The organism is Micromonospora sp. RV43 (assembly GCF_001029515.1).
Taxonomy (GTDB): domain Bacteria; phylum Actinomycetota; class Actinomycetes; order Mycobacteriales; family Micromonosporaceae; genus Micromonospora; species Micromonospora aurantiaca.
Window position 1 is genome coordinate 15,187 of the sequence record NZ_LEKG01000032.1, and the last position, 20,702, is coordinate 35,888.

Annotated in this window: 22 protein-coding genes; 8 read left to right on the forward strand and 14 right to left on the reverse strand. The window is 72.7% G+C overall.

Annotation, left to right across the window (positions count from 1 at the left end; all coding sequences use genetic code 11):
- Positions 1–3 precede the first annotated feature (3 nt).
- Genes ABD52_RS10800 through ABD52_RS10810 form a run of 3 tightly spaced genes read left to right on the forward strand, consistent with a single transcriptional unit; the run spans position 4 to position 1,237 of the window.
- Positions 4–345 carry a helix-turn-helix transcriptional regulator gene (locus tag ABD52_RS10800; protein ID WP_198039690.1) on the forward strand — a complete coding sequence of 114 codons (342 nt, stop codon included), beginning with the start codon at positions 4–6 and terminating at the stop codon, positions 343–345.
- The gene (locus ABD52_RS10805) at positions 342–833 is read left to right on the forward strand and encodes an SRPBCC family protein (protein ID WP_047891706.1); all 492 of its coding nucleotides are present in this window, start codon (positions 342–344) and stop codon (positions 831–833) included. The genes ABD52_RS10800 and ABD52_RS10805 overlap by 4 nt, the downstream gene beginning before the upstream one ends.
- Positions 830–1,237: a VOC family protein gene (locus ABD52_RS10810; protein ID WP_013284768.1), complete on the forward strand. Its 408-nt coding sequence runs from the start codon at positions 830–832 to the stop codon at positions 1,235–1,237. Before ABD52_RS10805 ends, ABD52_RS10810 begins: the two co-directional genes overlap by 4 nt.
- Before the next feature lie 55 nt (positions 1,238–1,292).
- Here the strand turns inward: ABD52_RS10810 and ABD52_RS10815 are convergent, their stop codons facing one another.
- Genes ABD52_RS10815 through ABD52_RS10825 form a run of 3 tightly spaced genes read right to left on the reverse strand, consistent with a single transcriptional unit; the run spans position 1,293 to position 5,960 of the window.
- Positions 1,293–3,848 carry a bifunctional GNAT family N-acetyltransferase/acetate--CoA ligase family protein gene (locus ABD52_RS10815; protein WP_047891707.1) on the reverse strand — a complete coding sequence of 852 codons (2,556 nt, stop codon included), beginning with the start codon at positions 3,846–3,848 and terminating at the stop codon, positions 1,293–1,295.
- A gap of 25 nt (positions 3,849–3,873) precedes the next feature.
- On the reverse strand, positions 3,874–5,055 hold the full coding sequence (locus ABD52_RS10820; RefSeq protein ID WP_047891727.1) for an acetoin utilization protein AcuC: 1,182 nt from the start codon (positions 5,053–5,055) through the stop codon (positions 3,874–3,876).
- Between the two features lie 47 nt (positions 5,056–5,102).
- Complete coding sequence (locus tag ABD52_RS10825) at positions 5,103–5,960, reverse strand: sulfurtransferase (protein WP_047891708.1); 858 nt, start codon at positions 5,958–5,960, stop codon at positions 5,103–5,105.
- 97 nt (positions 5,961–6,057) lie between these two features.
- On the opposite strand from ABD52_RS10825, the gene ABD52_RS10830 reads away from it, so the two are divergent.
- A complete protein-coding gene (locus ABD52_RS10830; protein WP_030274585.1) occupies positions 6,058–6,744 on the forward strand; it encodes a metal-dependent transcriptional regulator in 687 nt (228 codons plus the stop codon).
- 37 nt (positions 6,745–6,781) lie between these two features.
- Here the strand turns inward: ABD52_RS10830 and ABD52_RS10835 are convergent, their stop codons facing one another.
- The 7 genes from ABD52_RS10835 to ABD52_RS10870 all read right to left on the reverse strand — a co-directional run bounded on the left by ABD52_RS10835 (position 6,782) and on the right by ABD52_RS10870 (position 11,078).
- Positions 6,782–7,330 carry a hypothetical protein gene (locus ABD52_RS10835; RefSeq protein ID WP_047891709.1) on the reverse strand — a complete coding sequence of 183 codons (549 nt, stop codon included), beginning with the start codon at positions 7,328–7,330 and terminating at the stop codon, positions 6,782–6,784.
- Between the two features lie 87 nt (positions 7,331–7,417).
- Positions 7,418–7,651: a DUF5522 domain-containing protein gene (locus ABD52_RS10840; protein WP_013284762.1), complete on the reverse strand. Its 234-nt coding sequence runs from the start codon at positions 7,649–7,651 to the stop codon at positions 7,418–7,420.
- 29 nt (positions 7,652–7,680) lie between these two features.
- Positions 7,681–9,123: an alpha/beta hydrolase gene (locus tag ABD52_RS10845; protein ID WP_047891710.1), complete on the reverse strand. Its 1,443-nt coding sequence runs from the start codon at positions 9,121–9,123 to the stop codon at positions 7,681–7,683.
- A gap of 214 nt (positions 9,124–9,337) precedes the next feature.
- A complete protein-coding gene (locus ABD52_RS10850; RefSeq protein WP_047891711.1) occupies positions 9,338–10,273 on the reverse strand; it encodes a DUF2332 domain-containing protein in 936 nt (311 codons plus the stop codon).
- Positions 10,274–10,322: 49 nt separating this feature from the next.
- On the reverse strand, positions 10,323–10,502 hold the full coding sequence (locus ABD52_RS10855; protein ID WP_047891712.1) for a hypothetical protein: 180 nt from the start codon (positions 10,500–10,502) through the stop codon (positions 10,323–10,325).
- Between the two features lie 211 nt (positions 10,503–10,713).
- On the reverse strand, positions 10,714–10,893 hold the full coding sequence (locus ABD52_RS10865; protein WP_047891714.1) for a hypothetical protein: 180 nt from the start codon (positions 10,891–10,893) through the stop codon (positions 10,714–10,716).
- Positions 10,890–11,078, reverse strand: coding sequence for a hypothetical protein (locus ABD52_RS10870; RefSeq protein ID WP_047891715.1), 189 nt, complete (start codon positions 11,076–11,078; stop codon positions 10,890–10,892). Before ABD52_RS10870 ends, ABD52_RS10865 begins: the two co-directional genes overlap by 4 nt.
- Before the next feature lie 129 nt (positions 11,079–11,207).
- On the opposite strand from ABD52_RS10870, the gene ABD52_RS10875 reads away from it, so the two are divergent.
- From ABD52_RS10875 to ABD52_RS10880, 3 genes are read left to right on the forward strand one after another with little or no spacing between them, the layout of a single operon-like run.
- Complete coding sequence (locus ABD52_RS10875; RefSeq protein ID WP_047891729.1) at positions 11,208–12,050, forward strand: helix-turn-helix transcriptional regulator; 843 nt, start codon at positions 11,208–11,210, stop codon at positions 12,048–12,050.
- A gap of 9 nt (positions 12,051–12,059) precedes the next feature.
- Positions 12,060–12,227 carry a DUF397 domain-containing protein gene (locus ABD52_RS38220; protein WP_082171265.1) on the forward strand — a complete coding sequence of 56 codons (168 nt, stop codon included), beginning with the start codon at positions 12,060–12,062 and terminating at the stop codon, positions 12,225–12,227.
- A 52-nt stretch (positions 12,228–12,279) separates the two neighbouring features.
- Positions 12,280–12,462: a DUF397 domain-containing protein gene (locus ABD52_RS10880; protein ID WP_047891716.1), complete on the forward strand. Its 183-nt coding sequence runs from the start codon at positions 12,280–12,282 to the stop codon at positions 12,460–12,462.
- A gap of 70 nt (positions 12,463–12,532) precedes the next feature.
- On the opposite strand, the gene ABD52_RS10885 is transcribed toward ABD52_RS10880, so the two are convergent.
- Positions 12,533–15,427, reverse strand: coding sequence for a vitamin B12-dependent ribonucleotide reductase (locus ABD52_RS10885; protein WP_047891717.1), 2,895 nt, complete (start codon positions 15,425–15,427; stop codon positions 12,533–12,535).
- Between the two features lie 38 nt (positions 15,428–15,465).
- The gene (nrdR, locus tag ABD52_RS10890) at positions 15,466–15,966 is read right to left on the reverse strand and encodes a transcriptional regulator NrdR (RefSeq protein WP_013284751.1); all 501 of its coding nucleotides are present in this window, start codon (positions 15,964–15,966) and stop codon (positions 15,466–15,468) included.
- A 489-nt stretch (positions 15,967–16,455) separates the two neighbouring features.
- Between nrdR and lexA the strand changes: the two genes are divergently transcribed.
- Entirely contained in the window at positions 16,456–17,238 is a 783-nt protein-coding gene (gene lexA / locus ABD52_RS10895) for a transcriptional repressor LexA (protein ID WP_013284750.1), read from the forward strand.
- Positions 17,239–17,292: 54 nt separating this feature from the next.
- Here lexA and ABD52_RS39755 read toward each other — a convergent pair whose 3' ends face one another.
- Together ABD52_RS39755 and hflX are read right to left on the reverse strand one after the other, a co-directional pair.
- Complete coding sequence (locus ABD52_RS39755; RefSeq protein ID WP_047891718.1) at positions 17,293–19,008, reverse strand: hypothetical protein; 1,716 nt, start codon at positions 19,006–19,008, stop codon at positions 17,293–17,295.
- A gap of 50 nt (positions 19,009–19,058) precedes the next feature.
- Positions 19,059–20,522: a GTPase HflX gene (gene hflX / locus ABD52_RS10905; protein WP_013474486.1), complete on the reverse strand. Its 1,464-nt coding sequence runs from the start codon at positions 20,520–20,522 to the stop codon at positions 19,059–19,061.
- Positions 20,523–20,702: the final 180 nt, after the last annotated feature.

The following is a 20,702-nucleotide window of genomic DNA, read 5'->3' on the forward strand; positions in this document are numbered from 1 at the left end:
GTTATGAAAGTGCCCGCGGATCTGCTCGACGCCACCTTCGCCGCGCTCGCCGATCCCACCCGGCGTGCCATCCTCGCCCGGCTGGCCGCCGGGGAGGCGACTGTCACCGAGCTGGCCGAGCCGTTCGCGATGAGCCAGCCGGCCGTCTCCAAGCACCTCAAGGTGCTCGAACGCGCCGGCCTGGTCACCCGGGGCCGGGACGCCCAGCGCCGTCCCTGCCGGCTCGACGCCCGGCCGCTGCGGGAGGCGGTCGCATGGTTGGCGGACTACCGGGACTACTGGGCCGAGAGCTATGCGCGACTGGACGAGGTGCTCGCCGAACTGACCGCCGGGGAGCAGCGGTGACCGGCCTGACCGTGTCCCTGCCCGGCGACCGGGAGATCCGGCTCAGCCGCGACTTCGCCGCTCCGCGCCACCTCGTGTTCGCCGCCTTCACCCGCCCGGAGCTGCTGGTCCGCTGGTGGGGCGCCCGGGGCTGGCACCTCGTCGAGTGCGAGGTGGACCTGCGGGTGGGCGGGCGGTGGCGGTTCGTCTCCCGAGGCCCGGACGGCGATCTGATGGGCCAGGGCGGCACGTACCGGGAGGTCGACCCGCCGGCGCGGCTGGTCTGCACCGAACTCTTCGACGACCAGTCCTATCCGGGCGAGACGCTGGTCCGCCACGACTTCACCGGCTCGGCGGACCGGACCACAGTCGTCACCCACCTGGTGTACGCCACCGCGCAGGGCCGCGACACCGTCCTGCGCTACCCGATGACCCGCGGCCTGGGCGAGGCGTTCGACCGGCTCGCGGCAGTGCTGCACACCGATTCGACGACAGGAGCGACAACGTGAACTGGACACTGGAAGTGGTGGTGGTGCCGGTCTCCGACGTGGACCGGGCCAAGGAGTTCTACGCGCAGCGGCTCGGCTTCGTCCTCGACCACGACACGGATCTGGGCGGCGCGGGGCGGATCGTCCAACTCACTCCCCCGGGCTCCGGGTGCTCGATCGTCCTCGGCCGGGGCGTCGTACCGGAGATGCCGCCGGGCTCGCTCAAGGGCGTGCAACTCGTCGTACCGGACCTGGAGCGGGCGCGCGCCGAACTGGTCGAGCGGGGCGTCGAGGTGAGCGAGATCCAGGTGATGGGCCAGAACCCGCGCCCGGTGCCGCATCCGCTGGACAACGTCGGCTTCGTGTTCTTCCGCGACCCAGACGGCAACGAGTGGTCGGTGCAGCAGATCTCCGAGCGTGGGTGAGCGGTGTTAAAAGGGGGCCCCTTCTCTACCGGAGGCGTTAAGAAGGGGCCCTTCCTTACAAGCGGCGCGGGCCGGTGTCGGGGCGGGCGGCCTCCGCGCCGGTGCGCACGGTGGCGTGCAGCACCGAGATGCCGTCCGGCCGGGCCAGCACCGGGTTGAGCGTGAGCGACCGCACCCGGGGCTGCTCGTCGGCCAGGCGGCCGACCCGCACCAGCAGGTCGACAAGGGCCGCCCGGTCCACCGGCGCGGCGCCCCGGTGCCCGCGCAGCAGCGGCGCCGCGCGGGGCTCGTCGACCAGCTCGGCGGCGTCCCGGTCGGTGAGCGGGACCGCCCGCCACGCCCGGTCGCCGAGCAGCTCGGTCGCCACGCCACCCAACCCGAAACCGACCACCGGCCCGAACGCCGGATCCTCCACCAGCTCCACCACGCACGCCACACCCGGCGCGACCATCGGCTGGACCAGCACCTCCGCGCCGAACACCGAGGCCATCTCGGCGTACGCGCGGCGCAGCGCGGCGGCATCCGCCAGGTCGAGGCGTACCGCGCCCAGGTCGAGGCGGTGCCGCAACCCGGGGGCGGCAGCCTTGAGCGCCACCGGCCGGCCGAGCCGTTCGGCAGCCGCCAGCACCTCCTCGGCGCTGCCGGCCGGCACCGACTCCACCACGTCGATCCCGTACGCGCGCAGCAACGCCGCCGAGTCGGCGCCGTCGGGCCGCAGCGCGGCGTGCCCGGCCGCCCGGTCCACGTCGGCCAGTTCGGGCAGCACACCGGCGGGCCGGCGCAGCCAGTCCGCGTACGCGGTCACCCGGCCCAGCGCGCGCACCGCCTCCTCCACGCTCGGGTACGCCGGCACCCCGGCCGGCACCAGCCCGGCCAGGAACGTCGCCACCACCGGCTTTCCGGTGACCCGCGCGTCGGGCAGCGCCGCCGCGAAGTCGGCCACCGGGTCGGCGAGCTGGCCCGGCAGCGGCGGCGCGAACACCGCCACCACGGCGTCCACCCGCTCGTCGGCCACCGCGTCGCCGAGCGCGGCGGCGTACGCGGCGGCGCCCGCGCTCGGCCCGACGTCCTGCGGGTAGCCGTCGGCAACTGTCAGTCCCTGGGCCGCGCAGGCGGTCGCGGCCAGCCCGGTCAGCGCCGACGAGTTGCCCACCACCGCCACCCTCCGCCCGGCCGGCAGCGGCTGGTGGGCCAGCAGCACGCCCACGTCGAGCAGTTCGGACACGGTGTCCACCCGGATCACCCCGGACTGGGCGAACAGCGCGCTCACCGCAGCCGCGTCCAGCGCGGGCGCGTCCCCCACGCCCGGCGGCCGGGCCAGCGAGGCGAGCGCCACCACCGGCTTGCGGCGGCCGATGCGCCGGGCCAGCCGGGCGAACTTGCGCGGGTTGCCGAACGTCTCCAGGTAGAGCGTGATGACGTCGGTGGCCGGGTCGTCCTGCCAGTACTGGAGCAGGTCGTTGCCGGACACGTCGGCCCGGTTGCCGGCCGAGACGAAGCTGGACAGCCCGAGCCCGCGCCGGGACGCCTCGGCCAGCAGCGCCACCCCGAACGCGCCGGACTGGCTGAACACGCCGACCCGGCCCGCCGCGGGCAGCACCGGGGCGAGCGTGGCGTTGAGGCGTACCGCCGGGTCGGTGTTGGCGACGCCGAGGCAGTTCGGGCCGACCACCCGCATGCCGGCCAGGTGCGCGGCGCGGACCAGCGCGCGCTGCGCCGCCGCGCCGGCCGGGCCGGACTCGGCGAACCCGGCGGAGATCACCACCAGGCCGTGCGCGCCCGCGCGGGCCGCGTCGTGCACCACGTCGGTCACCGCGTCCGGCGGAACAGCCACCACTGCGAGGTCGACGTCCTGGCCGGCGTCGGCCGCCGACGGGTACGCGGGCAGCCCCGCCACCGTCGCCGCGCTCGGGTGCACCGGCACGATCGCCCCGGCGAAGCCGCCGTCGCGCAGGTGCCCGAGCAGCGCCGCGCCGACGCCCTGGCCGGTGGTGCTGGCGCCGTAGACGGCGATGCCGCGCGGCGCGAGCAGCCGGGCGATCGACCGGGCCTCGGTGCGGTGCTCCCGGCCGCGCTGCACCTCCAGGGTCGCCTCGGTGGGCGCGATCGGGAAGCTCAGGTGCACCACGCCGTCGGCGTACTGGCGCTGGACCTGGTAGCCGAAGTCGGCGAAGACCCGCAGCATCGCCCCGTTGGCTGGGAGCACCTCGGCGACGAAGTGCACGATGCCGTTGCGCCCGGCCGCGTCGGCCAGGTGCTCCAGCAGCACCGACCCGATGCCCCGGCCCTGGTAGGCGTCCTCGACCACGAACGCCACCTCGGCCTCGGGCGAGGCGGGGCCGAGCCGCTCGTAGCGGCCGACGGCGACGATCCGCTCGCCGGCGAGCACCACGAACGCCTCCCGGTCGCGGTGGTCGACGTTGACGAAGCGCTTCAGGTCGCGTTCCGGGATACGCGGGTACGGCGAGAAGTACCGCAGGTATCGGGTGCGCTCCGAGAAACGGCCGTGCATGGCCACGATCTCGGGCGCGTCCTCCGGGCGGATCGGTCGCAGCTGGACGGTCGTGCCGTCACTGAGCAGCACGTCCAGCGGTTGCTCGACGGTGGTCACCGGTCGGTCCTCCCCTGCCGCCGGCTCAGTCGCGCGGGTCGTGTGGATCGAGCCCGAGCAGCGGGAAGACGGCCTTGCGGGTGGCCGCGACGGCCCGGTCCACCGCGTTCGGCTCGCCGCTGGGCTGCCACGGCTGGTACGACGGGTCCACGTCGTCGGTCATCCGCAGCGGCACCTCGTGCCCGGGTCGCCGCCGCGCGGCCAGGTCCCGCCAGCCCGGCGGGGTGAGCGTGGCCGGGTCGACCGGCTCGCCGGTGGCGATCGCGAGCAGGTGCGTCCACGCCCGGGGCACCACCTCGACGAGCGCGTACCCGCCGCCGCCGGTGGCGACCCAGCGGCCGTCGCACAGCTCGTCGGCGAGCGCCCGCAGCGCGCGGTAGGTGGCCCGCTGCCCGTCCACCGACAGGTGCAGGTCGGCCAGCGGATCCTTGCGGTGCCCGTCGGCGCCGCACTGCGTGACGAGCACCTGCGGCCGGAACGCGCGCAGCACCGACGGCACGATCGCGTGGAACGCCCGCTGCCAGCCCGCGTCGCCCACCCCCGGCGGCAGCGGCACGTTGACGGCGGTGCCCTCCGCGCCCGGGCCGCCGGTCTCGTCCGGGAACCCGGTGCCGGGGAACAGCGCGAGCGGCGTCTCGTGCAGGCTGATCGTGAGCACCCGCGGGTCGCGGTAGAAGATCTCCTGCACGCCGTCGCCGTGGTGCACGTCCACGTCCACGTACGCGATCCGCTCCGCGCCGAGGTCGAGCAGCCGCGCGATGGCCACGGCCGGGTCGTTGTAGACGCAGAACCCGGCGGCGCGGGCGGGCATCGCGTGGTGCAGCCCGCCGGCCACGCTCACCGCGCGCCGGGCGTCGCCGCGCCAGACCGCCTCGGCGGCGGCCGTCGTGGCGCCGGCGATCAGCGCGCTCGCCTCGTGCATCCCGTCGAAGACCGGGTTGTCCGAGGTGCCCAGACCGAAGCCGGCGAACAGCGGGTCGCGCGGCGCGGACCGGACCGCGTCCAGGTAGGCCGGATCGTGTACGCGGGTGAGCAGCGCGTCGTCGGCCGGTTCGGGCTTGACCAGCCGTACGCCGGGCCGGTCCAGCACACCCAGTTTACGGGCGAGCGCCATCGTCAGCTCGACCCGGACCGGGTCGAGGGGATGGTCGCCCATGTCGTAGGCGAGGAGAGCCTCGTCCCACACCACCACCGTGTCGTCGGCCATGCGGCCATCGTCGCACGTGGTCCGGGACGCGCCCACCAGTCGTACGCTCACCGGCCGGACGTGCCACCGGTCGCGACCGGACGGTCCGGGTCGGCCACCCACTCGCTCCACGAGCCGACGTACAACGCGGCGTCCGGGCGACCGGCCAGGTGCAGCGCGAGCACGGCCTGCGCGGCGGTCACCCCGGAGCCGCAGTACGCACCGACCGGCGCGTCCGCGTCCACCCCGGCGGCGGCGAACCGCTCCCGGAGCGCCTCGGCGGCGGGGAACCGGCCCTGCGTGACGTACTCCGGTGCGGGCAGGTTCACAGCGCCCGGCACGTGCCCGGCGACCGGGTCGACCGGCTCGTGCTCGCCCCGGTAACGCGGCGCGGCCCGTACGTCGATCAGCACGCCGGGCCCGGCGGCGGCGAGCCGGGCGGCAGCGGCGGCGTCGAGCACCGGCAACGCGCCGGGCGCCACCGTCACGTCGCCCGGGACCGGGGCGGGCACGCTCGTGTCGACCGGCAGGCCGGCTGCCGTCCAGGCCGGGAAGCCGCCGTGCAGCACCCGCACCTGCCGGTGCCCGGCCCAGCGCAGCGTCCACCAGGCGCGGGCGGCGGACATGCCGTCGCCGCCGTCGTACACCACCACGGGACGACCGGCGCGGACGCCCGCGGCCCGCAGCGCGGTCTGCAACGCCGCCGGGTCCGGAAGCGGGTGTCGCCCGGCGGCGCCGGGCGGCCCGCACAGCTCGGTGTCCAGGTCGACGAAGACGGCGCCGGGCAGGTGGCCGGCGGTGTGGTCGTCGCGCCCGGGCGGGCCGGTCAGCCGCCAGCGGACGTCGAGCAGGGTCGGCGGGTCGGCGTGATCGAGTTCGGCGGCGAGCCGGTCGGGCTCGACCAGCAGGTCTGTGGTGGCGGCCATGCGGCCCAGTCAACACCATTCGGCCCGCCACCTCCGGCTTCGCCTGCGTCGACGGTCGGTGGGAGCGGGTACCATCGGAGCCCAGGAGGCCGCAGACGTGAAGCACGACCTTGTTGACACCACCGAGATGTACCTGCGCACCATCCTCGAACTCGAGGAGGAGGGGGTGCCGCCGCTTCGTGCCCGCATCGCCGAGCGGCTGAAGCAGAGTGGTCCGACCGTCAGCCAGACCGTCGCCCGCATGGAGCGCGACGGCCTGCTCACAGTCGAGGGCGACCGGCACCTGACTCTCACGCCGCAGGGGCGCAACACCGCCGTGTCGGTGATGCGCAAGCACCGGCTGGCCGAGTTGCTGCTGGTGAACGTGATCGGGATGCCCTACGAGGAGGCCCACGAAGAGGCCTGCCGGTGGGAGCACGTGATGAGCGACGCGGTGGAGAAGCGGGTCTTCGACCTGCTCAACCGCCCGACCCGCTCGCCGTACGGCAACCCGATCCCGGGCCTGGCGGAGCTGGGTGACCCGGGCCAGACGCTTGCCGACGCCGTCGAGGGCGAGCGCAACCTGGCCTTCCCCGGCCTGTCCGGCCCGGTCGTGGTGCGGCGGATCTGCGAGAGCGTGCAGACCGACTCGGACGTGCTCCGGCAGTTGCACGCCGCCGGCGTCGACCCGGGCGCGACAGTGACTGTGGCGCAGGAACGCGACGCCGTCTCCATCGACCGCTCCGGTGACCGGGTCCGGCTGCCCCGCGAGGTGGCGTCCCGGGTGTTCGTCGCGGCCCGCTGAGGCCGGCTTCCGGTCAGAGCTGCTCGGCTACCTGCGGTCAGAGCTGCCTGGTGTCGATCACCTTGGCCAGCGTGACCAGCTTGCCGGCCGTCTTGTCCGCCTCCGCCTTCGCGGTGCCGGCCGGGGCGGTCCAGCGCAGGGTGGCCAGCCGTCCCTCGGTGGCCAGCCAGCCGACCTCGGCGGCCGGGCCGGACTTCGCGGTCTTGGGCAGCGTCCGCCGGTAGGCGGCCTTGCCCAGCTTGCTGATCTTCGCCGCGCCGCCCGGCTGCACGTCCAGGGCGAACGTGGCCGGGTCGATCGACGTCTCGGTCACCGACAGCGTCAGCTCCGGCAGCACCGCCCCGGCCGCCCGGACCACGCACGTGTGGGTGTCGCCCCGCTCGGTGGCCGCAGCCACGTCGAACGTGCCGCCGGTGTGCTCGGCGATCACCGCGAAGTCGAGCAGCCGGCACGCCCCGCCCGAGGACGCCGCCGCGACCGGCACCGGCGGAGGCGGGGCCGGCGGCCCGGCCTGGGTCGGCGCCTCGTCGGCGCAGCCGGCGGCGAGCAGGACGGCCGGAACGGCCAGCCATGTACGTGCACGCACGGGAGACCTCCGCGGTCGGCGGCGGGTCCGACCCGCCGGAGTTCCGTCGGACACCGTACGGCGTGCCCCAGCGGGGACGGAAGCCCCCTAATCGGCCACGTACGGACAGTGCCGGCAGCCTCGCCCGCAGCACGTGCCGCGCCGGGCCAGGAACCCGGCGCTGAGCACGAACAGCCCGGTCTCCGGGTCCAGGTAGCCGGCCTCCCCGGCGGCGAGCGCGGCCGCGTGCGCGACGAGGATGCGTTCCCGCCCGGGGTGATCCGGCGACAGCCGGGACGGGTGGGGTTCGGTCAGGGGCCGTCCCGCCAGCTCGTCACGCACCGCTGAAGTCTATGGACGCCCTGCCCGCCCTAGTTGCCGCCCGGGCCGCCGTCGGTCCGCAGGCCTTCCAGGTACGGCACGAACGCGTCGGGCCGCTCGAACATCGAACGGTGCCCGGCGCGCGGGATCACCAGATGGTCCTTGCGCGGTGCTTGAAGCTGCGCGTACCACTCGTCGAACAGGCGCAGCCGGCCCGGCACCTCCTGCGCGCCGTCCACGAAGTACGCCGGCACGGCGAGCTGCCGCACGTCACGCCGGAAGTCGATCTCCTGCAACCGGGGGTACAGCACGTCCCAGCCGTCCAGGAACCCGAACAGGTGCACCTTCTCCAGCAGGCTGTATTCGGACATGCCCAGGTTGCCGACGGTCCCGGTCTCGTCCTCGCTCGCGCCTTCCCGGTCGACCGGGAAGGCCCCGGCCTCATTGGTCAGCAACGGCTCGTACGCCCAGACGTCGCGGTAGGGCGGCGGGCCCTGCGCGGTCATCCGGTCCGCGAGCGCCGTCCGGCCGGTGCGGCGGGCCCAGGCCACGGTGTCGGCGTACTGGCTGCGATCGGCCTCGCGCAGGCTCACCACCTGCCCGACGCCCACGTAGGCGGCGAACAGCTCCGGGTGCTGTCGCACGGCGAGCAGGCCGGCGATGGTGCCGCCGGAGTGCGCGACCAGGTGGATCCGATCCCGGCCGAGCCGTTCCCGCAGGTGCCGGGCCACCGCGACCAGGTCGTCCACCTCGTCGTCCAGGCGCCAGTCCGACGGGGCGCGGAACCCCGACCAGGACCGCGGCCCGCCGGCACGGTCCCACACGGCCACCACGAAGCGGCGCTCCAGTTCGGGCAGGTGGCGGCGAACCCCGCCGATCTCCGAGCCGCCCGCTGGCCCGGGCACCACGAGCAGTACCGGGGCGCTGCGGTCCGTACCCCTCATCAGCAGGCCCAGCTCGCGCCCGGAGGAGTCGACGGTGTCGAAGCGGGCGATGCGGCCGGGGATCGGGGCGGTGCGGCCCGGTACGGCCGCGCCGACGGTGACGAGCGCAAGCAGCGCGGCCAGCAGACCGACGCCGATCCGGCCCAGCCGGCGCGGCACCGGCCGGCGCGGCGGCACCGCGTCGAGGCGGCGAGCCAGTCCGGCGCCGTAGGCGGCACCGACCAGCAGCGGCAACAAGCTCAGCAGACCGTGTACGCCCCGGCCGGCGAGCAGCGCCACGACGCCTAAGCCGGACAGGTGCGGACGGTCGACGGTCGGCCCGCGCAGCCGCAGCCGGACCAGCTCGACGGCCACCGCGAAGATCACCGGCGCGACGAGCATGAACCAGCGGGACCGGCTCAGCCACCCGGCGGCCAGCCCGACGGCGAGGCTCACCGCGACGGAGACGAGTGCGGCGCCCACCGTGCCGGGCCCGCGCGGGGTCCACCAGCCGGCGGCAACGCCCCAGAGCAGGGGCAGCGTCGACGCGAGGAGCATCCGGGTGCGCATGCCGTCTCCCTCCGCCGAGATCGTCAACCCTAGCCAGAGCGGCGACTCTTCGCTGTCCCGTCCTCACGTGCGGTACAGATCGGGTGTCGGCTGAGTGCTGCCGGAGGGTCGATCATGAAGTTGACGGCCGTCGCGTCGGCGTGTCGCGCCGTCAACTTCATGATCGCCGGGGGCAGGGCGCCCGGACGGGCGGGCCGGGTGGGTGCGCGTCGGGTCAGGTGAGCCAGGTGAGGGACTGGCCGTGGCCGGTCGTCCAGGCCACGGGACGGCCGTCCAGGGCCAGGACGTTGTGGAAGCCTTGGGCGGGCGGCTCGGGCAGGTCGGCGTGGGGCAGCACCGACGGGTCCTCGTTGGCTATCCAGTGGCCGGGCAGGGTCCGGACCAGCGCGGTGAACGCCTCCCGCCGTGGCGGCGGCACCTGGTACAGCACCGAGCTGTGGAACACCACGAGCGTCGCCCCGGCCGGAGCCTGCGCCGCCAGCGCGGGCAGGTCGTCCACCAGGTCCCCGCGTACCAGCAGTGGCGGATCGGCCGCCGCGACAGCCGCCGCGGCGCGCAGCCGTTCCCTGCGGTGCCGGTGCTCCGGCCAGATCAGCGCCTCCAGCCAGGCCACGTCGGCCCGGTCGGTGACGTCGAGCGGGTTCAGGTCCAGCCCGGCCCGCCACACCACCTCCGGACGCCGCTCCGGCGGCTCGGCGCCGGTCAGGTCACAGTCGAGCAACGGCTCGCCGTCGCCGATCCGCCGATCGCCGTAGCGGTAGGCGTACCGGTCCGGGTAGAGGCACAGCCCGGCGGACGCGCCCACCTCCAGCAACGCCAGCGGCTGCGGCAACGCGGCGAGCACCGGCAGCAGAGCCGCGCAGCGTCCCGCCTCGTTCGTCTGCGTCGCCCGCACCCGCATCTGCGCCGCCACGTCCGGCCAGTGCCCTATCACGTACGCGCGAAAGGCAGCCGGGTCGTTCACCGGCCCGCCGCGCAGCCGCACCACCCCGAACAGCAGGTTCGGCTGACGCTTAGCTGGCGGCAGCGTGTCGAGCAGGGCGAGAAGCTCGGGGTCACCGGCGACCACCCGCGACAACCGCTCGTACGCCGGGGACACGCCGCGCGTCTCACGCTCGGCGAAGACCCGATAGATGTCTGTCGTGCTCATCCCCCGAGCATTCCAGCTCGCGTACGCGATGGGCTGTGACAGTGGGCACCTACGGAAGTTTGGGCCGACGGGGACGAAGCCCTCGGGAGATCTCCTCCAGGTGCCGCTGTTGGTGCTCGCGCACCATGGCCTCCCAGATCTCCTGGTCGAAGTCCGGATCGAGCGGCACCCACCGGTGCGAGCCGTCGCAGTAGTGGAACCGTTCGTCGCCCGGCCGAATGACACTCATCGCACCCACCCGAGGAAGCGCTGATGCAACACCCCGGCCGGTACCCAGGTCAGATCCTCCGCCGCCCACACCAGATAGGACCCCATGTACAAGCTCAACGACACCGGCGCTCCGGCGAACTCGGCCCGCAGCTCGCGACGCCGCGTCGGGCAGGGCCAAGGAGCGCCACACCCACCGCAGCTCCACACCGGAAGAACCGGCCCGTGGGTGGTCACCGGAGGCCGTCCAGGAAGCGCCGGGTGGCGGTCCGCGCCTGCCTGCGGGCCGCCCATTCGACCTGCTGACAGGGGTACGGGCACAGACGCGCCCACCATGCCCGGCACCCCGTGCAGAAGCCGTCGATGCCGGGTACGTGTACCGACAGGATCTGCCGGACCTGCGGCTCCGTCACGTCTGCTCCTCACCCGGCCAGTGGCCGCGACGGATCGGGATGCGATGGCGTGCGCGGCACGGCAGTTCCGCACCGCAGCGGCAGATCCACCGCCAGCGTCGCCAGGACCGCACCGGACGGTGCCGCCGGGCGAGGGTCAGCGCGACCGCCAACACGTACTCCTCGTACGACACACGAGCACGCATGCCGCCTCCTACTTTGCTCATGCGCGGGTAATTTTGCGCGCGCATATTCAGTCAGTCAACGATGTGCGCGCATGTCGTGCGGGCGTGTCGCGTGTCCACCGCACGCCGGCCGGCGGCACAATCACCGGCATGGAGAGTCCGACCTTCGTTCGCTTCCAGCTCGGGGCGCAGTTACGCAAAGCGCGAGAGCAGGCCGATGTCACCGCCGAGGAAGCAGCGGCGGCAATCGAGGTGACCGCGAGCACCCTGCGCCGCATCGAGGCCGGTCGGGTCGGTATCAAAGGCCCTGCGCTCAACGCGCTGCTTGATCGCTACGGCGTCACCGATGCCGAACTGCGCGACACGCTGCTGTCGATGGCGCGCACCGGGAAGCAGCGCGGCTGGTGGGCGAAGTACGGGGATCTGCCCTCGTCGTATCGGCAGTACATCGGATTGGAATCCGCAGCCGAGGAGGTGCAGACCTTCGAGACGCTTGTCGTGCCGGGCCTGCTCCAGACACCGGCATACTCGCGGGCGATGATGGCGGAGGATGCCTTCGAACCTTCACCCGAGGCGGTCGAGAGGCGAGTCGCCGTCCGGACGCACCGCCAGGAGCTGATCTCGTCGGGCAAACTTCGCCTGGTAGCCGTACTGGACGAAGCAGTTCTGCACCGCCAGATCGGTGGTGCAGCCGTCATGGCCGACCAGCTCACCGCCTTGCTCGACGCCGGCAGCCGATGGAACGTCACCGTCCAGGTGATCCCGTTCCGGGAAGGTGCCTACGCTTCCATGCTGTCGAGCTTCCACATCCTCAACTTCGCTGACGGCCCCAGCGTGGTGTACATCGAGGGTTTGACGGGCGATCTCTACGCGGAGGGCGAGGATGTGCGCCGCTGTACGGTGGTGTTCAACAGCCTGCGCGCCGCGGCCCTGTCGCCAACCGACTCGGCGGCAATGATCAAAGCAATCCGAGGCGCGCTGCCCGTGGAGTAGGAGGCGGACGTGGACTCGCAGTGGCGCAAGAGCACCCGGAGCGGCACCAACGGAGCCTGCGTCGAAGCGAGATACGCCGACCAGGCAGTAGAAGTCCGCGACAGCAAGGATGCCGGCGGCCCGGTTCTACGCTTCGACCGACAGCCGTGGCGGGTGTTCCTCCGTACCCTGCGCTGAGCGCCAACCTCAGCAGTGCTCGCGCCAGACGCTGGTAGGAAATGGAGGCGGCATGACGGACCCGATCGGCACCAAGTGGCGCAAGTCGAGTCGCAGCGACAACAACGGCGGAGCGTGCGTAGAGATTGCCGCCGTCAACGGGAGCATCCTGATCCGCGACAGCAAGGATGCGTCCGGCCCGGTTCTGCGCTTTGGGCGTCAGCCGTGGCAGGTGTTCCTCCGTACCCTGCGCTGAGCCCGACTCGCCAAAGCACGCGCGAGCGCGGCAGGGAAGTCCCTGCCGCGCTCGCGTCTTCGGTCGGTCGTCAGCTGCAGCCGCTGGTGGAGCCGCAGCCCTCGCAGACGTAGCAGCTACCGGCGGGCCGCATCTTCGTGCCGCAGGTGAAGCAGAGCGGCGCGTCGGCGGCCTTGCCGATCACGGCCTCCAGCAGCTCCGTGCTGGAACCCACCACCGGAGCGGGCTTGACCGCGGCGACGTCGGCCATCTCCTGCGCCGGCTGCGCGATCGGGCCGGTCTTCGGCTCGGGCGCCTCGACCGGGGCGGAGGCGGCCATCGCGGTGAGGTCCGCACCGCTCGCCTCCGCCTCCGCCTCGGCCCGGAGCTGGGCGGCCCGCTCCTTGGCGGTGAAGATGCCCAGCTCGGCGCGCCGGTCGTACGGCAGGAAGTCCAGCGCCAGGCGACGGAAGATGTAGTCCATCACCGAGGCGGCCATCCGCACGTCCGGGTCGTCGGTCATGCCGGCCGGCTCGAAGCGCATGTTGGTGAACTTGCTGACGTACGTCTCCAGCGGGACGCCGTACTGGAGACCGATGGAGATGGCCACCGAGAAGGCGTCCATCACACCGGCCAGGGTCGAGCCCTGCTTCGACATCTTGAGGAAGACCTCGCCGAGGCCGTCGTCCGGGTAGGACGAGGCGGTGAGGTAGCCCTCCGCGCCGCCGACCGAGAAGGAGACCGTCTGCGACGGGCGCTTCTTCGGTAGCCGCTTGCGCACCGGGCGGTACTCGACGACCTTCTCCACGACCTTCTCGACCTCGGCGGCCGGGGCCTGCGTCTCGGCGGTGGCCTTGTTCGGCTTGGCGGCCGACAGCGGCTGGCCGACCTTGCAGTTGTCCCGGTAGATCGCCAGCGCCTTGAGGCCGAGCTTCCAGCCCTCGAAGTAGATCTTCTCGACGTCCTCGACGGTGGCCTGCTCCGGCATGTTGACCGTCTTGGAGATGGCGCCGGAGATGAACGGCTGGACGGCCGCCATCATCCGCACGTGACCCATCGGCGCGATCGAGCGCTCGCCCATCGCGCAGTCGAAGACCGGGTAGTGCTCCGGCTTGAGGCCCGGGGCGTCCACCACGTGGCCGTGGTCGGCGATGTGCTCGACGATCGCCTCGACCTGCTCCTCGGGGTAGCCGAGGCTGCGCAGGGCACGCGGCACGGTCTGGTTGACGATCTGCATCGAGCCGCCGCCGACCAGCTTCTTGAACTTCACCAGTGCCAGGTCCGGCTCGACACCGGTAGTGTCGCAGTCCATCATCAGGCCGATGGTGCCGGTCGGGGCGAGCACGCTGGCCTGCGAGTTGCGCCAGCCGAACTTGTCACCGAGCTTGTTGCCCAGCGTCCACTGCTTGGTCGCCTCGCGCTGCACGGCGGTCGCCACGGTGCCGGTCGGCTTGATCGCGTCGTTTGCGGCGGCGTGCTTGCGCATGACCCGCTTGTGCGGCTCGGCGTTGCGAGCGTAGCCGTCGTACGGGCCGACGATGCCGGCCAGCTCGGCGGAACGGCGGTAGGCGGTGCCGGTCATCAGCGACGTGATCGCGGCGGACACCTCCCGGCCCTGCTCCGAGTCGTACGGCAGGCCGGAGGCCATCAGCAGCGCGCCCAGGTTGGCGTACCCGATGCCGAGCTGCCGGTAGGCGCGGGTGGTCTCACCGATCTTCTCGGTCGGGAAGTCGGCGAAGCAGATCGAGATGTCCATCGCGGTGATGACGAACTCGACCGACTTGACGAACTTCTCCACCTCGAAGCCGCCGTCGGCGCGGAGGAACTTCATCAGGTTCAGCGAGGCCAGGTTGCACGAGGAGTTGTCCAGGTGCAGGTACTCCGAGCACGGGTTCGACGCGGTGATCCGCCCGGTCTCCGGGCAGGTGTGCCAGTCGTTGATGGTGTCGTCGTACTGCAGGCCCGGGTCGGCGCACTCCCAGGCCGCCTGGGAGATGGTGTGGAACAGCTTCTTGGCGTCGATCGTCTCGATGGTCTGCCCGTCGAGCCGGCCGCGCAGGTCGAAGCCGCCGCCGTTCTCCACCGCGGTCATGAACTCGTCGGAGACGCGGACCGAGTTGTTGGCGTTCTGGTACTGCACGCTGACGATGTCGGCGCCGCCCAGGTCCATGTCGAACCCGGCGTCCCGCAGCGCGCGGATCTTGTCCTCCTCGCGCGCCTTGGTCGCCACGAACTCCTCGATGTCCGGGTGGTCCACGTCGAGGATGACCATCTTCGCCGCGCGCCGGGTGGCGCCACCGGACTTGATGGTGCCGGCGGAGGCGTCCGCGCCGCGCATGAAGCTGACCGGACCGGAGGCGGTGCCGCCGGAGGAGAGCAGCTCCTTCGAGGAACGGATCCGGGAGAGGTTGACCCCGGCGCCGGAGCCGCCCTGGAAGATCCGCCCCTCCTCCTTGTACCAGTCGAGGATCGAGTCCATCGAGTCGTCGACGGAGAGGATGAAGCAGGCGCTGACCTGCTGCGGCGACGGCGTGCCGACGTTGAACCACACCGGCGAGTTGAAGCTGAACACCTGGTGCAGCAGCATCCAGGTCAGCTCGTGCGCGAACACCTCGGCGTCGGCCGGGGTGGCGAAGTAGCCGTACTCCTCACCGGCGGTGCGGTAGGTCTCGACCACCCGGTCGATCAGCTGCCGCAGCGACCACTCCCGCTCCGGGGTCCCCACCGCGCCCCGGAAGTACTTGGTGGTCACGATGTTCGCCGCGTTCACCGACCAGGACTCGGGGAACTCCACCCCGCGCTGCTCGAAGTTGATCGAGCCGTCCCGCCAGTTCGTCATGACGACGTCGCGGCGCTCCCAGGCGACCTCGTCGTAGGGATGCACCCCCTCGGTCGTCCAGACGCGCTCGATCTTCAGCCCCGCCCCGGCCTTGTTCCGTGACTTGCTGGTCGTCACGCCCTCGCCCCCCTCGTCGGCAACGGTCACCCACCGCGCCTCGTGTACCTGTCAGAAACCCGTGAATGTCAGCTGATCGCGCCGGCGGCGTCCGCCGCACCGGCACCGGCGCCCTCCCGGGCGCGCGCGGCGGCCCGCAGCGTCTCGATCTCGCGCTCGAAGTCGGCGAGCGAGTCGAAGGACCGGTAGACGCTGGCGAACCGCATGTAGGCCACCTCGTCGAGGTCACGCAACGGGCCGAGGATGGCCAGGCCCACCTCGTGGCTGGGGATCTCGGCCGCCCCCTTGGCCCGCACGGTCTCCTCGACCTTCTGTGCCAGCAGCGCGATCGAGTCGTCGTCGACCGGGCGCCCCTGGCACGCCTTGCGCACCCCACCGATGATCTTCGTACGGCTGAACGGCTCGGTCACCCCGCTGCGCTTGACCACCGCGAGCACCGCCTCCTCGACGGTGGTGAACCGCTTGCCGCACTCCGGGCACGACCGTCGCCGCCGGATGAGCTGGCCGTCGTCGGCCTCCCGCGAGTCGACCACCCGGGAGTCGGCGTGCCGGCAGTACGGACACCGCATTCGCCCGACCTCCTCCGTCGATCGCGGGCACACCTACCGGCTCCCGGGCACGCGTCGACACGGCGGGGCCATCGTCCGATGACCGTCGCCGAGTGCGCGGTGCGGGAGTGCGTTCGGTAGTCGAACCCAACCTGTAGGCAACTTACGCCCGTGTGACTACTACATCTAGGGGTCGACCGTATGCCGAACCCCAAGCGAGGTCAAGTTGGCGGGCGTGTCCGGCGCGTCATCAGGATCACGCCCGGCACGACGCCACCGAGGAGCCCAACGGACGGCCTCCCGTGCTAGTCACGGGCGGCCGGTATAGAACATCCGTTCGAGCGGCGTACTCTTCTATCAGAACACCAGTTCGGAAATCCAGGAATTCGGCGCGACACGCCGACAGCAGGTCGTACAGATGTTTGAAAATGGCCGATCTCACCTATACGGTCAGACCACACGCACCACGAGCCGACGAGGCATCCCAGCGCCGACCAGGGAGGGACGGACGTGACCGAGGACCGGGCCAGCCGGCAGAAGAACCCGCAGCCGAACGACGGGGCGGGTCCTCCGGCGACCCGTCGCCCCCGCACCGCCCGCAGCCGCACCGCCCCCGCGGCGGTGCGTCCGGTCACCCCGGTGGTGAGCAGCTTCCCCGACCCGGCGACCGTCGACCTGACCGCCCGGCAGCGGCGGATCCTGGAGTTCATCCGCAACTGGGTCGAGCGCCACGGCTACCCGCCGAGCGTGCGCGAGATCGGCGAGGCGGTCGGGCTGGTGTCCCCGTCCAGCGTCGCCTACCAGCTCAAGGAGCTGGAGAAGAAGGGCTTCCTGCGCCGCGACCCGAACCGTCCGCGCGCCGTCGACGTCCGCGCGCCGGGCGAGGCGGACGACGAGGCGGCCCGCGCGCAGCGGCCCGCCCCGGCGTACGTGCCGATGCTGGGCCGCATCGCCGCCGGTGGGCCGATCCTCGCCGAGCAGGCGGTGGAGGACATCTTCCCCCTCCCCCGCGAGCTGGTCGGCGAGGGCGAGGTCTTCATGCTCCAGGTCAAGGGCGACTCGATGCTCGACGCGGCGATCTGCGACGGCGACTGGGTGGTCGTCCGGCAGCAGCCGAACGCCGAGGTCGGCGACATCGTGGCCGCCATGCTCGACGGTGAGGCGACGGTGAAGACCTACCGGCGGCGGGACGGGCACGTCTGGCTGATGCCGCAGAACCCGGCCTTCGACCCGATCCCCGGTGACGACGCCACCATCATGGGCCGCGTGGTGGCGGTCCTGCGCCGCATCTGACCGACAGCAGCGAAAAGGGGTGACCGTCGCCGGTCACCCCTTTTCCGTGCCGTCTCAGTAGCGATCGCCGCGGTACTCCCGGCCACCGCCGGACACCGGGCCGTACCGGCCCTGGTCGTCGTAACCGTCGCGACGCCCGCCACGCGGCTCCTGTCCGCGGCGCGGCGGCTCGGCCCGGCCGCCCTCTGCGCGCGGCCCGCCGCCGTTCGGCTGGCCGCGGTATCCGGCCCCGCCCGGGCCGCCGCCGTAGCCGCCACCCGGGCCGCCACGACCGGGACCGCCCTGGCCTGCGCCCGGTCCGCCCTGGCCTCCGCCGCCGTAGACGCCGCCTCCGCGCCCTCCGCCGCCGGCCGGGGCTCCGCCGCCGCCGTAGACGCCGCCGCCCTGCGGACGGCCCGCGCCCGGAGGACGGCCACCGCCCTGGCCGCGACCGCCGTCCTGAGGGCCGCCACCGTACACGCCGCCGCCTTGCCGGCCACCGCCGTAGACACCGCCGGACGCCGGGCGGTCACCGTTGGCCGCGCCGCCGTAGACGCCACCCTGACCGCCGCCGTAGACACCGCCGCGCGGGGCGTCCGGCCGTTCGCCCGACGGGAAGCCGTTGTTCACCGGGAACTCGCCGCTGTGCTCGGGCTCGTCGGCCGGCGCCCGGGGCGCCGGCTTGCGCCGCGCCCGCAGGATGCCGAAGACGCCCGCGCCGACCAGGAGCGCGCCGAGCACTCCGACCGCCGCGATCAGGTACGTGATCTCGTCGAGCGAGAGCCCTTCGAGCCAGGACTTCTCGGCGGACGCCTTGGTCTCGGCCTTGCCGCCGTTCGGCAGCGCCTCGGCGCCGGTGGTCGACGGGGTGTAGCTGAGGATGTCGATCGGATCCGACTCGTCGAGCGTGCCGCCGTCGGAGACGGTGACGAACAACTTGCCGTCCGGCGTGTAGGAGATCGCCTCGCCGAACGGGTCGGCCAGCGGGGTGACCCGGGGCTTGCCGGTGGTGATCGCCTTGACGACGTCGCCGCCGGCCACGTCGAACTCGAACGCATCGGCGTACGTGCGCAGCACGACCTTGCTGCCGTCGGCCGAGCGGGCGGCGCCGGTGATCAGCGCCCGCCCGGGCGAGCCGAGCTTGTTCTCGGTGTTCGTCTTCGGGAGCGTGACCTCGCCGACCTTCTTCATCGGGATCGGCTCGGTGTCACCGCTCGCCTTCAGCTTCACCGTCGGGGTGAAGATCTCCGACTTGCCGGAGAGGTCCTTGGTGATCACCAGCGGCATGTTGTCGTCGCCGACGAGCAGGGCCTCCGCGTCGTGCGGCTCCTTGCCCGGGTAGCTGAGCCGGTGCAGCACCGGCTGCTTCGAGCCGCTCAGCGGCATCGTCCAGACCGCTACCCGCTCCCGGCGCGTCTTCTTCTCCACGTTGTCGCCGGTGTCGGCGATCCAGAGGGTCTTGCGGTCCGGGCTGAGCGCGAGGTCCTCGGTGTCGAGCGGCCCGTCACCGGAGTAACGGACCTCCTTGTCGACCTTGCACTTGGTGTCCAGGTAGAAGACCCGCTTGCGGCTGGGGTCGTCCGAGCCGTCGTTGATCACGACGTACCCGTTGCTGGTGGCCACCAGACCGGACAGCTCGCGGAGGCGATTGTCCTCGACAGTGCACTTCTTCTTGGGAGCCGCGGCCAGCACGGGGGCCGCGGCGGGAGCCGCCGGGGCCGGCCCGGCCGGCGCCACGACCGCGCCGACCAGGCCGAGCGCGAGCGTGACCGAGGAGACAACGTGCCGCATGACGCTCAGTGTCGCACGGCGCGGGTTTCCGGCGGGTGACGCCGGACGGCTCACCGCCCGGCGCCCACCCGCTCGTCGCTGGTCAGCCGGTCACCCGCCCGGTACGGCGCGAGTTCCGCGGCCAGACCCTCGCTGACCCGCACGTGCACCAGCGTGCCCTCGGGCAGGTGCGCGGTGCTGAGCACCTCACCCTGCCGGTGTACGCGGGAGACCAGGTCGCCCCGGTCGTACGGGAGCACCGCGCGTACCTCGACCGCAGGCCGGGGCAGCCGCCGCTCGACGGCCTCGCGCATCTCGTCGATCCCGCGCCCGCTGTGGGCGGAGACGAAGACCGCGTCCGGCCAGAGCCGCTTGAGCCGCAGCATCGTCTCCTCGTCGGTGGCGTCGGTCTTGTTCACCACCAGGAGTTCCGGCAGCCGGTCGGCGCCCACCTCGGCGAGCACCTCGCGTACCGCCCGGACCTGCTCCTCCGGGTCCGGGTGGGTGCCGTCGACCACGTGCACGACCAGGTCGGCGTCGGCGACCTCCTCCAGCGTCGAGCGGAACGCCTCGACGATCTGGTGCGGCAGGTGCCGGACGAACCCGACCGTGTCGGACAGCGTGTAGAGCCGGCCGTCGGACGTGGTGGCCCGGCGGGTGGTCGGGTCCAGCGTGGCGAACAGCGCGTTCTCCACCAGCACACCCGCCCCGGTCAGGCGGTTGAGCAGGCTGGACTTGCCGGCGTTGGTGTAGCCGGCGATGGCCACCGCGGGAACCGCGTTACGGGTACGCCGGGCGCGCTTGGTCTGGCGTACCGTCGCCATGCTCTTGATCTCGCGGCGCAGCCGCGCGATGCGGTGGCGGATGCGCCGCCGGTCGGTCTCCAGCTTGGTCTCACCGGGACCGCGCAGACCCACGCCGCCGCCGGCGCCACCGCCGCGGCCGCTACCACCGGTCTGCCGGGACAGCGTCTCGCCCCAGCCGCGCAGGCGCGGCAGCAGGTATTCGAGCTGGGCCAGCTCGACCTGCGCCTTGCCCTCCTTGCTCTTGGCGTGCTGGGCGAAGATGTCGAGGATCAGGGCGGTCCGGTCGACCACCTTGACCTTGGTGCGCTGCTCCAGGTTGCGCAGCTGCGACGGCGACAGCTCACCGTCACAGATGATCGTGTCGGCGCCGGTGGACAGCACTACCGCGCCCAGGTCGTCGACCTTGCCCCGGCCGATGTAGGTGGCCGGGTCGGGCCGGTGACGACGCTGGATCAGCCCTTCGAGCACCTGCGAACCGGCCGTCTCGGCCAGCGCCGCCAGCTCGGTGAGGCTGTTGTCGGCGTCGGACTGGGTGCCCTCGGTCCAGACCCCCACGAGGACGACCCGCTCCAGCCGGAGCTGACGGTATTCGACCTCGGTGATGTCTGTGAGTTCGGTGGAGAGGCCGGGGACCCGCCGCAGCGCCTGCCGCTCCGACAGCTCGTACTCGCCGGTGGTGGCGTCGAACTCGTCGTCGGTGTAGGGATGGAAGGTCTCCTGCTCGCGCAAATGCGTCTCCTGTCCGTTTTGGGCAACGCCGAGAATTTTCGGCGCGTGACAGCAATCCTGACATGTGACAACGCCGGACGCACCTGTGTTATGCCCGTGACGCTACCGACGGGTAGCGGGGGCGGATGCCGGGCGACCTGGGCGGGCGAGTAGAAATGCCAGTCGAGCCGCTCAGCGCCG

Excerpts from the sequence above, each read along its gene's own strand:
- ABD52_RS10800 (WP_198039690.1), top strand. The coding sequence starts at position 4 with ATGAAAGTGCCCGCGGATCTGCTCGACGCCACCTTCGCCGCGCTCGCC.
- ABD52_RS10820 (WP_047891727.1), bottom strand. The coding sequence starts at position 5,055 with ATGGCCGACGACACGGTGGTGGTGTGGGACGAGGCTCTCCTCGCCTAC.
- ABD52_RS10825 (WP_047891708.1), bottom strand. The coding sequence starts at position 5,960 with ATGGCCGCCACCACAGACCTGCTGGTCGAGCCCGACCGGCTCGCCGCC.
- ABD52_RS10845 (WP_047891710.1), bottom strand. The coding sequence starts at position 9,123 with ATGCGCACCCGGATGCTCCTCGCGTCGACGCTGCCCCTGCTCTGGGGC.
- ABD52_RS10850 (WP_047891711.1), bottom strand. The coding sequence starts at position 10,273 with ATGAGCACGACAGACATCTATCGGGTCTTCGCCGAGCGTGAGACGCGC.
- ABD52_RS10855 (WP_047891712.1), bottom strand. The coding sequence starts at position 10,502 with ATGAGTGTCATTCGGCCGGGCGACGAACGGTTCCACTACTGCGACGGC.
- ABD52_RS10870 (WP_047891715.1), bottom strand. The coding sequence starts at position 11,078 with ATGCGTGCTCGTGTGTCGTACGAGGAGTACGTGTTGGCGGTCGCGCTG.
- ABD52_RS10875 (WP_047891729.1), top strand. The coding sequence starts at position 11,208 with ATGGAGAGTCCGACCTTCGTTCGCTTCCAGCTCGGGGCGCAGTTACGC.
- ABD52_RS10880 (WP_047891716.1), top strand. The coding sequence starts at position 12,280 with ATGACGGACCCGATCGGCACCAAGTGGCGCAAGTCGAGTCGCAGCGAC.
- nrdR (WP_013284751.1), bottom strand. The coding sequence starts at position 15,966 with ATGCGGTGTCCGTACTGCCGGCACGCCGACTCCCGGGTGGTCGACTCG.
- ABD52_RS39755 (WP_047891718.1), bottom strand. The coding sequence starts at position 19,008 with ATGCGGCACGTTGTCTCCTCGGTCACGCTCGCGCTCGGCCTGGTCGGC.